This window comes from Amycolatopsis sp. SB7-3 (assembly GCF_041021335.1).
GTDB classification, from domain to species: domain Bacteria; phylum Actinomycetota; class Actinomycetes; order Mycobacteriales; family Pseudonocardiaceae; genus Amycolatopsis; species Amycolatopsis japonica.
Genome location: NZ_JBFPJQ010000001.1, coordinates 1,645,397 through 1,659,464 on the forward strand (window position 1 = coordinate 1,645,397; position 14,068 = coordinate 1,659,464).

A 14,068-nucleotide genomic window follows, 5' to 3' on the forward strand; every position below is an offset into this window, starting at 1 on the left:
TGTTCAAACCCGCTTCCTGTCGAAGACGGCCTTCTGACCAGTACCGTAGCGACGCAACGCACCCTCGGGACCGGATGCGTTCGGACGAGTGAAGATCCAGTTCTGCCAGGCGGCGAGCCTGCCGAAGATCTTGCTTTCCAGGGTTTCGGGCCCGACGAACCGGTGATTGGCCTCCATTCCGGTCAACGCGTCGGGGCTGAGCGAGGCCCGTCCTTCCAGCGCGATCCGGATCTCGTCCTCCCAGTCGAGGTCGTCCGGGGCGTCGGTGACGAGGCCGAGTTCGTTCACTTCCGCCGGGCTCAGCGCCTTGCCGCGCACCCCCGCGAGCCTCGTGACGTGGTCCGGGTCCCCGAAGAACCGGGATTCGAGGCGGGTCAAGCCGTTGCCCATCGGGAAGCGGCCGAAGTTGGCTTCGGACAACGTGATCGCCGCTCGTTCTTCACTGTCTTCGTCGTCGATCGGCGGACCGTCCAAGATGTACTGCCGGTCGGCGGCGAGCGCGAGTTCCAGCAGGAGCCCGGCGTAGCAGCTACCCGGCTCGACGAGGGCGATCAGGCTGCGACTGGTGACGTCCAGCCGCTTCAGCGTCCGCTTGAAGTAGTGGACGATTTCGTTGCTCAGACAGTCTTTCGCGTCGAACACGGCGCGTTCGTGTTCGAGGACCTTCGCCGGATCGCCTTCCGTGCGGAGCACCCACGTGCCGAGTTCGGGTTCGTTGGTGCGGAGCCGGAGGATCGCGTCGTCCAGCTCGCGCGTGACGTCCAGCAGCCAGCCGTCGTCATCCTCCGGGCCTTTGACGGTGATCGTCGCTTCGGTCGCGGTCCGGGCGATGTCGACATAACGATGCTTGAGCGGCTTCAGCTCGACACCTTCGCCGTCGAGCCGCTCGCTCGTCCGCGCGAACTCCTTCGCCCTGGCCAGCACGGCTTCGCGGAATCCCTGCCGCGGCACGAGTTCGTCGACGAGCCGCCAGTCGACGGCGGTCCGCCCTTTCACTCCGTCGGGGCGTGTGGCGAAGACGTCGGCGAGATCCCGCCGTACGCCGCGTTTGTCGACCACCCGGGTGAGCCCGCCAGTTCCGGGGAGGACGCCGAGAAGCGGCACCTCCGGCAGCGCGACGGTCGAGGAGTTGTCGTCGACCAGGAGGATCTTTTCGCAGGCGAGCGCGATCTCGTAGCCGCCGCCGGCGCAGGTGCCGTTGACCGCCGCGACGTAGAGCTGACCCGAATACGCGGCGGCGTCCTCCATGGCGTTGCGGGTCTCATTGGTGAATTTGCAGAAGTTCACCTTCCACTCGTGCGACGACGCCGCCAGCATGCGGATGTTCGCGCCGGCGCAGAAGACGTTGTCCTTCGCGCTGGTCACGATGACCACGCGGACCTCGGGATGTTCGAACCGCAGCCGCTGCGTGGCGTCGTACAACTCGATGTCCACGCCGAGGTCGTACGAGTTGAGCTTGAGCTCGTAACCCGGGACGAGGCCGCCGTCGGGATCGACATCGAGTTCGAGCCACGCGACGTCGCCGTCGGTGGTCAGTTTCCAGTGCCGGTAGCCGCTGGGATGACGTTCGAACGTCACCGATGTGGTCCGCGTCACCCTTCCGATTGTCTACATTGCACTGATCAGCGTCAATGTTATGTAGAAAGTTGGTCACGGAGCAGGTCGAGGAAACGACCCCGATCGGCGCCCTTGCGGATGATCGACGACAGGGCGCCACGAAGCCGACGAGACCCACATCGCGACGAAGGGCACCTTCGTCGCGCATGCCTTGCGCCGCGTCTCCGAGTCGCCGCGCCCCACCGCATCACGTATGGGAACTGACCACCGCGGGCACGCGGTTGAGCTTCGCCGCCGCCCAGGTCACGAAGACCCACAACGCGAGCGCCGAGGCGGTGTCGGTGTAGATCGTGGCGAACCAGAAGACCGGGATCTGCGGCACGGCGACCAGGAAATGCCCGAGACTCGCGAGGCCGGAGAGCGAGTAGACCATCAGGAACGCGAGCGCCCGCCAGTAGCGTCCGCGCAGGTAGTCGCGGTAGCCGGCGAGACCGAACGCGGTGAAGACGACGTACGCGACGGCGACCAAGGTGGCGGCGACCGCCACCGGGATCCCCTCGATCTGCGGATAGTCGGCAGCCCTGATCACGTTGTGCGCGTAGTGCAACGTGGTGGTCAGCAGGGTGAAGGCCAGGATCAGGCGTAGCGCGGTGAGTCCGCCGGTTCGAAGAGCTTCCATGTTCGCCCCCTTGCGATTTGATAGATCGCTCTAGCGAGAGCGTAGCCCAAGGCGAAGGTGTGTGGAAGGGCGCCGGGACCGAGTGGGTCACTGTGGTCGTGAGTGGCGTTTCGGGTTAGAACCCGAAACGCCACTCACGACCCACCCGGCCCATGCCACACCGCACCTCTTCGGCTCTCGGAAATGTCGGTGGGTGCGCGTAGAGAAGGAGGAGTGCCCGAAGCGACCGTGCCCCTGATCGGGGTCGAGAACCTCAAGATGCCCGAGTGGGCCGCGGTCGACGAGACCGTGGCCCGAGCGGGGATGGTCAAGGCCATCCGCACGCTCCCGTCCGCCGTGGCGATCGTGCTGCGGCTGGCCTGGCGGACCTCGCCGCGGCTGACCCTGCTCGCCGGCGTCGTCCATCTGCTTTCCGGCTGTGTCACGGCGTTCGGCCTGCTGGCGACGGCGAACGTGTTCATCGCGTTGCTGGAGAGCGGTCCGACGCCGGAACGCGTGCTGCAATCGCTGCCCGCGCTGGTGGTCGTCGTCGGCACGTACGCCTTGCGCGCATTGCTCGACACGGCGGTGGCCGCGGTCGAGGGCGCGCTCCGGCCGCGGGTCGTGACGTCGGCGGGTGACGAGGTCACCGCGGCGATGGTCCGGGTGCGGCTGCTGGCCTTCGAGGACGCCGATTTCCGGGAGCTGGCCAGGCAGGGCGCGCGATACGGGGTCCGGTCGATCGAGATGAGCCTGCGCTGGCTCGCGGATCTGACGTCGGCGCTGATCTCGCTGGTCGCCGCGCTGGTGGCGGCGGGTCTGCTCAACCCGTGGCTCGCGCCGGTGCTGCTGCTCGCCGCGGTCGCCGACGGCTGGGCGGCGGCGAAGGTCGCGCGCCTGAACTACCGGCATTATCTCGACACCGTCGGCCGCAACATCCGGAAGGGGATCGTCGAAGAGGTCGCCACGTGGCGCCAGTTCGCCCTCGAACGACACGCCCTCACCCTCCAGGAGCCGCTGCTCCAGGAGTACCGGCGGATCACGGAAAGCCTGATGCGCGAAGAGGTCCGGCTCGCGCATCGCAGCAACATGGTCCGGCTGACCGGGCGCGCGGCGGCCGGGGTGGGCACCGCGATCGCGTATCTGGTGCTCGGTCTCCTGCTCTACAGCGGGCAGATGGAACTCGCCCTCGCCGGGACGGCCGCGCTCGCCATGCGGACGGCGTCGAATTCGCTGTCCATCACGATGCACGCGGTGAACTCCTTGTACGAGGAGTCCTTCTACATCGCGTTCTTCCACCGGCTGCTCGTGGAATCCGCCGAACGCGGCCCGGTGAAGGGCGGGGTCGCCGCTCCTGAAGACCCCGGGGAGATCCGGCTGGAGAACGTCGGGTTCACCTATCCCGGCCAGGAAACCCCGGCTCTGCGCGACGTTTCCTTGACCATCCGGCGCGGCGAGGTGATCGCCCTCGTCGGGGAGAACGGGTCGGGCAAGACCACGCTGGGCAAACTGCTCACCGGGCTCTATCCGCCTTCCGAAGGAAAGGTGTACTGGGACGACGTCGATCTCGCGGGCGCCGATCACGAGTCGGTGCACGCGAACATCGCGGTGATCGCCCAGGATCCCGCCGAATGGCCGATGACCGCGGAGCACAACGTGACCGTCGGCAGGCTCGGCCGCGACGACCCGGACCGCGTCGCCTGGCAGGACGCGATCACCTCTTCCGGCGCCGACGAGGTGATCGAATCCTTGCCCGCCAAGGAGAAGACGGTGCTGTCCAAGAAGTTCGACGACGGGCAGGACCTCTCGGGCGGGCAATGGCAGCGGATGGGCATCGCCCGGGGGATCTACCGGGACGCCGCCGTCCTGGTCGCCGACGAGCCGACGGCCGCGCTCGACGCGAAGGCCGAGGCCCGGGTCTTCGCCGGGCTGCGGCACGCGAGCAGGCGCACGACGATCCTGGTGACCCACCGGCTGGCCAACATCCGCTCCGCGGACCGGATCCTGGTGCTGGAGAAGGGGCGGCTGATCGAGCAGGGCACGCACGCCGAACTCATCGAGGAAGGAGGGCTCTACCACGAACTTTACGAAATCCAGGCTCGCGCGTACCGCGGTGAGTAGGCACACTGTCGTGATGCCGGAGAAGATCGCCGAAGTGAACGGCATCCAGCTGTGCCACGAGACGTTCGGCTCGCCGGACGGCAGGCCGCTGCTGATGATCATGGGCCTGGCCTCCCAGATGATCTGGTGGGACGACGAACTCTGCGAGAACCTCGCGGCCGAGGGGTTCTTCGTCATCCGCTACGACAACCGGGACGCCGGCCGGTCCAGCCGGATGACCGGCCGGGTGAACCTGCCGCTCGCCTACGCCTTGCGCACGGCGCCGTACTCCTTGGCGGACATGGCGGGCGACGCCGCCGGGCTGCTGACCGAGCTCGGCGTCGCGAGCGCGCACGTCGTGGGCGCGTCGATGGGCGGGATGGTCGCGCAGACCCTGGCCATCGAGTATCCGTCGCGGGTCCGGTCGCTGACGTCGATCATGTCGACCACCGGCAACCGGTTCGTCGGGCGCCCGAGCGCCAAGGCGATGGCGATGCTGCTTTCGGCGCCCCCGCGCGGCCGCGAGGAGTACGTCGACTCGCTCGTGCGCACGTTCCGCGTGATCGGCTCGCCCGGTTATCCCTTCGACGAGGCCCGGATGCGTGAGCGCGCGGAGCGGTCGTTCGATCGGGGCGTCAACCCCGGCGGGACGGCGCGGCAGCTGGCGGCGATCGTTTCGAGCCGGGATCGCTTCCGCGCGTTGCGGAAGGTCGACGTGCCCGCGCTCGTCGTGCACGGTTCGAAGGATCCGCTCGTGCACGTTTCCGGCGGCCGGGCCACGGCCCGCGCGCTGCGGGAGTCCGAAGTGGACATCGTCCCGGGCATGGGGCACGACCTGCCGCGCGCGATCTGGCCCCGGCTGACGCGCGGTCTGGTCCGGACGGCCGACCGCGCCGACGTCAAGACCCGGCGAGCGTGATCGAGCCCAGGTTCGAGAAATGCGCCGCCACCCGTGAACCCGGGCGCACGTCGACCGCGTCGGTCATCCCGCCGGTGAACACGAGCCAGCCCGGCTCCAGCGCGCGCCCGCGCGCACCGAGGGCGTTGGCCGCCAGCGCCAGCGCTTCCGCCGGATGCCCGAGCACCGCCGCCCCGGTGGCGGTGTCGACGATCGCGCCGTCGACCTCAAGCAGGGCCGCCTCCAGCGAGAGATCCAGCGATGCGGGCTGTGCGCCCACCGGCCCGAGCGTGACGTACGCGGAAGAACCGTTGTCCGCCACGACGTCCGGCAGTTCGAAGCGATAGTCGCGGTAGCGGCTGTCGATGACCTCGACGCCGCCGTAGACCCGGTCCACCGCCGCCATCGCGGTCGCCGCGGTCACGCCAGGCCCCGAAAGACGTTGCCCCAGAACGAAAACCAGCTCCGGCTCGGCACGCGGATGGAGCAGGGACGGCACGGGCACCCCGGCGGGGAGCACCATCGCGTCGGTCAGCCACGCGAGCAACGGCGAGTCGATGCCCATGCGTTGCTGTTTCGCGCGCGAGGTCAGGCCGAGCTTGACGCCGATCAGCGTCTCGCCGCGCTCCAGCCTGAGCCGGAGCGCCTCGTCCTGGATCGCGTACGCGGTGTCGACGTCCAGCTCCGGCCACGCGTCGGTCAGCGGTTCGCGTTCTTCCCCGGACAGCAGCGCTTCCGCCGTCTCCCGCACTTCAAGGCTCACGGCCGTTCCTCCCCGGAGAACTTCGCGGTGACACTGCCGAGCCCCGCCATCGTCGCGACGACGGTGTCGCCCGGATTCACCGGGATCGCCCGCGTCATCGAACCCGGCAGCACGACATGCCCCGGTTCGAGCGCGACACCGAGCGGCCCGACCGTGTTCGCGAGCCATACCAGCGCGTTCACCGGCGAACCGAGCACCGCGCCACCGGCGCCGGTCGCCGCGATCTCGCCGTTCTGGTGCAGGACGCAGCCCACCAGCCGCAGGTCGATGTCGCCGATCGCGGTCGGCCTGCTGCCGAGGACGACACCGCCGGAAGACGCGTTGTCCGCGATGGTGTCGACGATGCTGATCTTCCAGTCCCGGATCCGGGAATCGACGATCTCCAGCGCCGGGACGACGAAATCCACCGCCCGCAGCGCGTCTGCCACCGTGACGCCGGGGCCGCGCAGCCGCGAACCGAGCACGAACGCGATCTCCGGTTCGATCTTCGGCTGCAGGAAGCCGCCGATCGGGATCGGCTGGTGTTCGAGATGGAACATCGAAGCGGTCAGATGGCCGTAGTCGGGCTGGTCGACGCCCATCTGCCGCTGCATGGCGGCGGAAGCGAGGCCGACCTTGTGCCCGCGCACGCCGTCGCCGCGCTCGGCCCAATGGCGGACGAGCCGCTGCTGAACGCGGTACGCGTCCTCCAGCGTCGCGGCGGGATAGGTCTCGATGAGGGGCGCGATCGGCTTACCGGTCTCGTACGCGCTGAGCAGCGCGGCCGCGGCCTCCTGCAGCGTGCTGGCGTCCATGGGCTCCTTCCGACCAGTCGGACTCTGCCCCGTCACCCCGGCCCGCACAAGACGGCCGTTCCACTGGCCGGTACGACGAGATTAGGCCGAAAGGGTCTCGCACGACCCCGATCATCACCTAGCCTGCTCCCATGTCCGATTGGACGCTCTCCCGGGCGAAGACCAGGATCGACCGCCGCGAGGAGCTCGACGAGCTCACCGCGCGTATCCGCTACGAGGTGCGGGTGCACCTCAACGAGCCCACCGCGCACAACGCCTACGACGAGCTGACCGACATCTTCGCCATCGGGCACGCGGAGTGTTCGGCGCTGCTCAAGCACCGCCGGGTCCTGCCGTTGTGGGAGCGGCTGCTGCTCCAGCGCTACACCCGGCGCCTCTACGGCAAGGCCGTCTCGGCCACCGTCGGCGATCTCCCCGCCGACGCGGGGCCGGCGCCCGCGGCCGCGTTCGGCCCGGAGATCGCGTCACTGACCCCGGATTCCGGCGACACCGGCGCGAAGTTCGACCTGCAGGGCCGCGGTCTGGTCAACGTCTTCCGGATCGCCGCCGGACGGCACGGCGAGATCTGGCCGGACCGCCACGACGTCGCGACGACGTCCGCGCGCAGTGTCCTCACCTGTTCCGCGGTCTTCCTGCGGCGCCGCGTGTGGCACGTCGTCTGGCCGGTGTACCGGGTGCGCGGGCTGCGGCTCTGGAAGCTCTAGGAATTCCCCTGGGCCGGTGGCTGTTGTACGGGATATGACCGATCGCGCCACCGAAATCCTCGCCGGATCGAAGACGATCGCCGTCGTGGGGCTGAGCCGCGATCCGGCCAAGTCCTCGCACGGGGTCGCCGCCGTACTGCAGGCACACGGGTTCCGGATCATCCCGGTCCACCCGTCGGCCGACGAACTGCTGGGCGAGAAGGTCTACCGCTCGCTCACCGACATCCCGGAACCCGTCGACCTGGTCGACGTCTTCCGCCCGTCCGCCGACACCCCGCCGATCGCCGAACAGGCCGTCGCGATCGGCGCGAAGGCGCTTTGGCTGCAGCAGGGCATCGTCTCCGCCGAGTCCCGCCGGATCGCCGAAGAAGGCGGTCTGGACTACGTCGAAGACCGCTGCACTGCGGTCGTCCGAGCGATCGGAAACCTCTCGGTGCGTTAGAAACGGACTCCGCCCCGGACCCTCGCCGCGATTTTCCGGCGGGGGTTCTTTCATGTCCGTGAACAGAAAAATGACCTCTGAAGTCATACGCCGAATCGGACCCGCCGAACGGATTGGTCCAAACCGGTGATCTTGACGGGAAGCCCGCGAGCTGGGAAAACTTGTCCGGTCGCCAGTTTGTTAAGAAACCTTCCCAAGGGTCCGGTGAACTGTTAACGTCCGAATCCGCTTAGCGGAAACAGGTGCCGATGATCGGCACCCCGGTCCTACGGAGGGCGAAGTGGGCACACCACGCGGGCTGGATTCCAGTGGCACACTCGAGCGCGGTCTCGCGGTTCTCGAGCACGTCGGCCAGAACCAGGAGATTTCCACCAACGCGATCGCCAGGCAACTGGGTCTCTCGCGGAGTGCCGCCTACCGCATCGTCGGCACCCTCAAGAATCTCGAATACCTCGAAGCCGATCGCGCCACCGGCCGTGTGCGGCTCGGTACCCGGCTGGTCGAACTCGGCGCCCGCGCGATGGCGGCGACCGACCTCCACCGCTGCGCGCCGCGCTACCTCGCCTCGCTCGCCGAGCGGAGCGGCGAGACGACGTATCTCGCCGTCCCGGACAACGACACGATGGTCTATGTCGCCACCGAACGCAGCGCCAACGCCGTCACGCTGGCCTGCCGCCTCGGCACCCGCCGTCCGCAGCACGCGACGTCGCTGGGCAAGGCGTGGCTGGCTGCATTGCCCGAACAGGACCGCGTCGAGCGCATCCGCCGGATGAAACTCGACAGTCTCACGCTCAAGACGATCAACGATCCCGTCCGGCTGCTCGACGATCTCGCCAGGACGAGCCGTCGCGGCTGGGCGGTGGACGACGTCGAGAACGAACCGGACGTCGGTTGCGTGGCCGCCGCCGTCCGCGACCACACCGGACGGCCGATCGCCGCGATCAGCGTCGCGGGCCCCGCCGGCCGCGTGCTCCGCCGCACCGACGAACTCGGCGCGACGGTGGCCGGGACCGCCGCCGCGCTGTCGCTCCGCCTGGGTTACGTCCGGGCGCAAAGGGCCTGAGGTGGGCTGGCTCCAGGACTACCAGCCGGCGGGCGGGCTGTGGCTGTCCGCCGCGCTGGCGGCGCTGCCGATCATCGTGCTGCTGGTGACGCTGGGGGTCCTGCGCCGCTCGGCGCAGCTCTCGGCCGGGCTCGCGCTGATCACCGCGCTGCTGGTCGCGGTGCTGCTGTACCGCATGCCCGCCGGGCTCGCCCTCGATTCCGCCGTCATGGGGCTGGTCTTCGGGGTGTGGTCGGTGGCCTGGATCGCGTTCCACGCCGTGTACTTCCACAACGTCACCGTCGCGACCGGACGGTTCGACGACATCAAAGCGGTCCTCGCCGGGTTCAGTGAGGACCGCCGCCTCCAGGCGCTGCTGATCGCGTTCGGTTTCGGCGCGCTGCTGGAAGGGATCGCGGGCGGCGGCTCGCCGATCGCGATCACCGCGGCGATGATGGCCGCGCTCGGTTTCCCGCCGGTGAAGGCGGTCGTGCTGGCGTTGCTGGCGAACACCGCGCCGGTCGCGTTCGGCGGTCTCGGCAATCCGCTGATCGTGCTGGGCAGGCTGACCGCGCCGATCCTCGACCTGAAACAGGAACAGGCGACGGAACTGTTCTCGTCGATGGTCGGACGGCAGCTCCCGTTGCTGGCGCTGATCGTCCCCGGTTTCCTGATCGTGGTGCTCGCGGGCTGGAAGCGGATGATCGAGGTCTGGCCCGCGGTGCTGACGGCCGGGCTGTCGTTCGCGGTCATGCAGTTCGTCACCTCGAACTTCATCAGCCCGAGCCTCGTCGACGTCGTCGCCGCACTCGCCGCGATGGCCTCGCTGTGGATCCTGACGCGGTTCTGGCAGCCTTCGGCGGTTTGGCGTTTCGACGGCGAAGAACCGGTGAAGGCCAGTCTCGGCGCGGCGAAGGCCGGACGCGGCGCGCTGTACGCGTGGGCGCCGTACATCATCCTGATCACGGCGATCTTCCTTTCCCGGATCGGCACGATCTTCAAGAACCTGCCCGAATGGCTGGACCTGACGAAGCTGCTGCACAAGGCCGACTGGATGTTCGCGTGGCCGGGGCTGCACAAGGAGGTCGTCCAGCACCCGCCGATCACGCCCAAGGACACGCCGTACGCGGCGACGCTGACCGTCGACTTCCTTTATTCGCCCGGAACGGTGGCCCTGATCGCGGCGATCGTGGCGGGGTTCGCGATGGGCGCGAAACCGCGGCTGCTGCTGGCGACCTACCGCCGGACACTGCACCAGATGCGGTGGGCGCTGGCGACGATCTTCATGATCCTCGCGATCGCGTTCGTCATGAACTACTCGGGCGCGACGCAGACCCTCGGCCTCGCGCTCGCGACCACCGGGGTGCTGTTCCCGTTGTTCTCCGCCTACATCGGCTGGCTGGGCGTCTTCCTCACCGGCTCGGACGCGTCGACGAACAGTCTCTTCGGGCCGATGCAGGTGATTTCGGCTCAGCAACTGCACGTCGACCCGATCCTCGCCGGCGCCACCAACACCTCCGGCGGCGTGATGGGCAAGATGATCTCGCCGCAGAACCTGTCCATCGGTGCCACCGCGATCGGCCGGTCCGGTGAGGAAGGCGCGTTGCTGCGGCAGACGTTCCTGTGGTCGGTGGTGCTGACCGCCGTGGTCGGGGTGATCTCGTTGCTGCAGGCGACCGTGCTGCGGTTCATGATCCCGTCGTGAACGTGAATTCGATAATGTCCACAATGGTCATCCGATCTTAACCGGCCATTGGGCTGGATGGATGAACACCGGATCCGTTCACCGGAATGCGAACTACCGTTGTCCTCATGCCCATGACGCTGATCAAAGGTACGTTCCAGCTTGTCGGAGCCTCACCGGACGGCGATTCGGTGCGGTTCTATCCCGAAGACCCGCAGGCGACCAAGAAGGCGGGCCTGAAGGTCCGGCTCAATTCGCGGGGCGGGATGCAGTTGCGGCTCGACGCGATCGACGCGCTCGAAACGCATTACCAGGCCAGGGGAACCGGCGGGATGTGGCACCAGCCCGCGGAATTCGCCGACGCCGCCGCGGCGAACCTGCTGAAGTGCCTCGGCTTCAAAACCGTCGAACGCGACGAGCGGGGAACGGTCACTTCGTCGACGCCGATCAAGGTAGCCGGTCACATACTGACGCGATTCGCCGACAAATACGGACGAGCCGTGGCGTTCGCCTTTCCCGGGCAGCGGCCGGGCCGGTCGGCGGACCTTTCCAAGGTCCATCTCGACGTCAAAACGCTGAAGAACTCCGCGAACTACCGGCAGGTCGCGGACGGTCTCGTCTATCCGACGTTCTATTCACTGCTTTATCCCGATCTCCGTGACGCCTTGGCCGAAGCCGCGGTCAAAGCCCGCCAGAACGGGCTCGGGCTGTGGCCGCAGGACGTCACGAACTCCGGGTTCAAGCTCGCGTCGCGGCGGCAACTCGCCGACGAACTGGTGATCCTGCCGAAACTGTTCCGCCGGCTCGTCGACTACCTCGCGCTCGACGAAAGCGGCGGGGTCTCGCTGACCGGCTTCTCCGACTTCCTCGATTCCCGCAACGATCGCCTGTTCACCGTCCCGGACGGGCACGCGACGGAATTCGAGACCTTGGTGAGCGTGAAGCGGCAGACCGTGAGCCTCACGATCGAGCCCGAGCGGATCGTCTTCATCGAGGCCTGACCCACTCGTGTGGGCAAAAAGACCGTACCTCCCTCCCCCGCGGCCGTGCTCATCTGAAAGGTGGGAGAGGGAGCCGATGGAAGGACACGGTTCGCGACGGCCGGAGGAGGCCGACGGGCGGATGGAGCCGACTTCGAAACTCGTCGACGCCGTCCGCGTCCTGGTCGTGCGTTACTGCCGGGCGCGGATCGGTCGTCGTTCGGGCACCTACGACATCGCCGACGCGGTCGCCAAGGACAGCTGCCGCGAAATCGTCGCCGGGACGGCCGGTGCGCGCGCCCTGCTCGCGTTCGCCTACGACGTCACGCACGGTCTGGTCGACGACTTCCACCGGACCGCCGCCGAACTGCCGAATCCGCTTTCGGGGCTGCCGGGGCAGCAGCGCGAGATCATGGTGCTGCGGTCGCTCGTCGGGCTTTCCGCCGACGACACCGCGCTCGCGCTCGGCTGCTCCGTCCAGGCGGTCCGGCTGGGCCAGCACCGGGCGCTGACCGCGCTTCGCCCCGCCCGCGCCTGACGCGTTTCGTCCTCTGAATGCGGTGGTTCGCACCACGAACCACCGCATTCAGAGGACTAATCGCGAGGGGTGCATTCGGCCGCGCGGTTCAGGAGCAGGGTGCGCTCCCGGTCGTTCCCGGTCATCTCCGCCGCGCGCTCGAATTCGGCGCGGGCCTCGTCGAGGCGGCCGAGTTTCGACAGGAAGTCGCCGCGCACGCTCGGCAGCAGGTGGTACGCCTTGAGCGCGGGCTCCGACGTCAGCTTGTCGACGATCTCCAGCCCCGCCTCCGGCCCGACGGCCATCGACAACGCCACCGCGCGGTTCAGTTCGATCACCGGCGACGGGTTCAGCTTCCCGAGCCCTTCGTACAGCACGGCGATCCGCGCCCAGTCGGTCTCCTCGCCCGTCCGCGCCCGCGCGTGGCAGGCGGCGATGGCGGCCTGCGCCGCGTAGACGCCGAAAGCGCCGCCCGTGAGCGACTCGGAGAGCTCCAGCGCGGAGAGGCCGCGGCCGATCAGGATCCGGTTCCATTTCGTGCGGTCCTGGTCCATCAGCAACACGGGCTCGCCGTTCGGCCCGACACGGGCGGCGGACCGTGAAGCCTGGATCTCCATCAGCGCGACGAGCCCGTGCACCTCGGGTTCCTTCGGCATCAGCCCGGCGAGGATCCGTCCGAGCCGCAGCGCCTCCTCGCACAGCGCGGGCCGCATCCAGTCCTCGCCCGCCGTCGCCGAATAGCCCTCGTTGAAGATCAGGTAGATGACTTCGAGCACCGAGGAAAGGCGCGCGACCCTGTCCGCCGCCTCGGGCACCTCGAACGGCACCTTGGCGTCGCCGAGCGTCTTCTTCGCCCGCACGATCCGCTGCGCGATGGCGGTCTCCTTGGCCAGGAACGCCCGCGCGATCTCGTGCGTCTGCAGCCCGCCGATCATCTTCAGCGTCAGCGCCACCCGCGCCTCGGTCGAAAGCACCGGGTGGCAGGCGGTGAACACCAGCCGCAGGAGATCGTCCTCGATATGGTCGTCGAGGCCCGCGGTGAAGTCGGGTTCCTCCTCGTACTCCTGCTCGCGGCCGATCTCGCCGAGCTTCTTCTCGTACCGCTCGTTGCGCCGGAAGGTGTCGACGGCCCGCCGTTTGGCCGTGGTCATGAGCCAGGCGCCCGGATTCCTCGGGACGCCCGACTCAGGCCATTGTTCGAGCGCGGCGACCAGCGCGTCCTGCGCCAGCTCCTCCGCGAGGCCGACGTCGCGCGTCATCCGCGCGAGGCCGGCGATGAGGCGGGCCGATTCGATCCGCCACACCGCGTCGATCGCCGAACGGGAGTCTGTCGTTGCCGTCACGCCGACCAATCAACATCGTCGGCGCGACGACCGCAACCACTAGTTGGCCTCGGCCTGCTCCCGCAGCTTCTGCTCGTGCTCGACGATCTCCGGGGTCGCGTTGTCGAAGTCCTCCATCTCCGCGATCCGGCGGATCTCGATCTCGCCCTCGCGGAACGGCGCGCGCTTCATCCATTCGATGACCTCGGCCCGGTCCTTGACCTGCAGGATCCAGAAACCCGCGATGAGTTCCTTGCTCTCGGCGAACGGCCCGTCGACGACGCGCGCCTCGGTGGTGCCGGAGTACTGGAGGCGGAAACCCTCCGAGCTGGGCAGCAGGCCTTCACCCGCGAGCATGACGCCGGCCTTCACCAGTTCCTCGTTGAACTTCCCCATCTCCTGCAACTCCTCGGCGCTCGGCTGGGCGCCGGCCACGTCGGTCTTCTCGTCGCTCTTGACAATCACCATGAACCGCATCGAAGTCTCCGTTCCCGGCGGGGCTCGTCCCTGCCACATCTACGCGTCGATCGGGCACCCCGGGTTTCGACACGGTCCCCGAACTTTTTTCCGCGGATATTCGAGCAGCCGGAAAACCGCAGGTCAAGCA

The 14,068-nt window shown here is 68.3% G+C and carries 14 protein-coding genes; 8 read left to right on the top strand and 6 right to left on the bottom strand.

Annotation, left to right across the window (positions count from 1 at the left end):
- Window positions 1-3 precede the first annotated feature (3 nt).
- Both boxC and AB8M46_RS08010 read right to left on the bottom strand, forming a co-directional pair.
- Window positions 4-1,596, bottom strand: coding sequence for a 2,3-epoxybenzoyl-CoA dihydrolase (gene boxC / locus AB8M46_RS08005; protein ID WP_394359956.1), 1,593 nt, complete (start codon window positions 1,594-1,596; stop codon window positions 4-6).
- A 208-nt stretch (window positions 1,597-1,804) separates the two neighbouring features.
- On the bottom strand, window positions 1,805-2,236 hold the full coding sequence (locus tag AB8M46_RS08010; protein WP_394359957.1) for a hypothetical protein: 432 nt from the start codon (window positions 2,234-2,236) through the stop codon (window positions 1,805-1,807).
- A 213-nt stretch (window positions 2,237-2,449) separates the two neighbouring features.
- Between AB8M46_RS08010 and AB8M46_RS08015 the strand changes: the two genes are divergently transcribed.
- Together AB8M46_RS08015 and AB8M46_RS08020 are read left to right on the top strand one after the other, a co-directional pair.
- Window positions 2,450-4,336 carry an ABC transporter ATP-binding protein gene (locus AB8M46_RS08015; RefSeq protein ID WP_394359958.1) on the top strand — a complete coding sequence of 629 codons (1,887 nt, stop codon included), beginning with the start codon at window positions 2,450-2,452 and terminating at the stop codon, window positions 4,334-4,336.
- Window positions 4,337-4,349: 13 nt separating this feature from the next.
- Window positions 4,350-5,234 (top strand): alpha/beta fold hydrolase, encoded by an 885-nt coding sequence (locus tag AB8M46_RS08020; protein WP_073845425.1) that lies wholly within the window; start codon window positions 4,350-4,352, stop codon window positions 5,232-5,234.
- On the opposite strand, the gene AB8M46_RS08025 is transcribed toward AB8M46_RS08020, so the two are convergent.
- On the bottom strand, window positions 5,215-5,976 hold the full coding sequence (locus tag AB8M46_RS08025) for a 2-keto-4-pentenoate hydratase (RefSeq protein WP_394359959.1): 762 nt from the start codon (window positions 5,974-5,976) through the stop codon (window positions 5,215-5,217). The two genes, AB8M46_RS08020 and AB8M46_RS08025, sit on opposite strands and share 20 nt — an antisense overlap.
- Window positions 5,973-6,770: a 2-keto-4-pentenoate hydratase gene (locus tag AB8M46_RS08030; RefSeq protein ID WP_037335454.1), complete on the bottom strand. Its 798-nt coding sequence runs from the start codon at window positions 6,768-6,770 to the stop codon at window positions 5,973-5,975. The genes AB8M46_RS08025 and AB8M46_RS08030 overlap by 4 nt, the downstream gene beginning before the upstream one ends.
- Before the next feature lie 131 nt (window positions 6,771-6,901).
- Between AB8M46_RS08030 and AB8M46_RS08035 the strand changes: the two genes are divergently transcribed.
- The 6 genes from AB8M46_RS08035 (at window position 6,902) to AB8M46_RS08060 (ending at window position 12,160) form a co-directional block, all read left to right on the top strand.
- Window positions 6,902-7,474, top strand: a complete 573-nt coding sequence (locus AB8M46_RS08035) for a hypothetical protein (protein ID WP_378426796.1) — start codon at window positions 6,902-6,904, stop codon at window positions 7,472-7,474.
- A gap of 34 nt (window positions 7,475-7,508) precedes the next feature.
- A complete protein-coding gene (locus AB8M46_RS08040; RefSeq protein WP_037335452.1) occupies window positions 7,509-7,916 on the top strand; it encodes a CoA-binding protein in 408 nt (135 codons plus the stop codon).
- Window positions 7,917-8,196: 280 nt separating this feature from the next.
- Window positions 8,197-8,979 (top strand): IclR family transcriptional regulator, encoded by a 783-nt coding sequence (locus tag AB8M46_RS08045; RefSeq protein ID WP_037335451.1) that lies wholly within the window; start codon window positions 8,197-8,199, stop codon window positions 8,977-8,979.
- A 1-nt stretch (window position 8,980) separates the two neighbouring features.
- Window positions 8,981-10,663, top strand: a complete 1,683-nt coding sequence (locus AB8M46_RS08050; RefSeq protein ID WP_394359960.1) for an L-lactate permease — start codon at window positions 8,981-8,983, stop codon at window positions 10,661-10,663.
- Between the two features lie 107 nt (window positions 10,664-10,770).
- The gene (locus AB8M46_RS08055; RefSeq protein ID WP_037335447.1) at window positions 10,771-11,643 is read left to right on the top strand and encodes a hypothetical protein; all 873 of its coding nucleotides are present in this window, start codon (window positions 10,771-10,773) and stop codon (window positions 11,641-11,643) included.
- Window positions 11,644-11,719: 76 nt separating this feature from the next.
- A complete protein-coding gene (locus AB8M46_RS08060) occupies window positions 11,720-12,160 on the top strand; it encodes a sigma factor-like helix-turn-helix DNA-binding protein (protein ID WP_233629609.1) in 441 nt (146 codons plus the stop codon).
- Window positions 12,161-12,216: 56 nt separating this feature from the next.
- On the opposite strand, the gene AB8M46_RS08065 is transcribed toward AB8M46_RS08060, so the two are convergent.
- Both AB8M46_RS08065 and AB8M46_RS08070 read right to left on the bottom strand, forming a co-directional pair.
- Window positions 12,217-13,491, bottom strand: coding sequence for an RNA polymerase sigma factor (locus AB8M46_RS08065; RefSeq protein WP_037335445.1), 1,275 nt, complete (start codon window positions 13,489-13,491; stop codon window positions 12,217-12,219).
- Between the two features lie 30 nt (window positions 13,492-13,521).
- Window positions 13,522-13,938, bottom strand: a complete 417-nt coding sequence (locus AB8M46_RS08070; RefSeq protein ID WP_037335443.1) for a YciI family protein — start codon at window positions 13,936-13,938, stop codon at window positions 13,522-13,524.
- Between the last annotated feature and the right edge of the window lie 130 nt (window positions 13,939-14,068).

Coding starts and splice junctions, on each gene's coding strand:
- AB8M46_RS08030 (WP_037335454.1), bottom strand. CDS start 6,770: ATGGACGCCAGCACGCTGCAGGAGGCCGCGGCCGCGCTGCTCAGCGCG.
- AB8M46_RS08060 (WP_233629609.1), top strand. CDS start 11,720: ATGGAAGGACACGGTTCGCGACGGCCGGAGGAGGCCGACGGGCGGATG.
- AB8M46_RS08035 (WP_378426796.1), top strand. CDS start 6,902: ATGTCCGATTGGACGCTCTCCCGGGCGAAGACCAGGATCGACCGCCGC.
- AB8M46_RS08010 (WP_394359957.1), bottom strand. CDS start 2,236: ATGGAAGCTCTTCGAACCGGCGGACTCACCGCGCTACGCCTGATCCTG.
- AB8M46_RS08040 (WP_037335452.1), top strand. CDS start 7,509: ATGACCGATCGCGCCACCGAAATCCTCGCCGGATCGAAGACGATCGCC.
- AB8M46_RS08055 (WP_037335447.1), top strand. CDS start 10,771: ATGCCCATGACGCTGATCAAAGGTACGTTCCAGCTTGTCGGAGCCTCA.
- AB8M46_RS08070 (WP_037335443.1), bottom strand. CDS start 13,938: ATGCGGTTCATGGTGATTGTCAAGAGCGACGAGAAGACCGACGTGGCC.
- AB8M46_RS08020 (WP_073845425.1), top strand. CDS start 4,350: ATGCCGGAGAAGATCGCCGAAGTGAACGGCATCCAGCTGTGCCACGAG.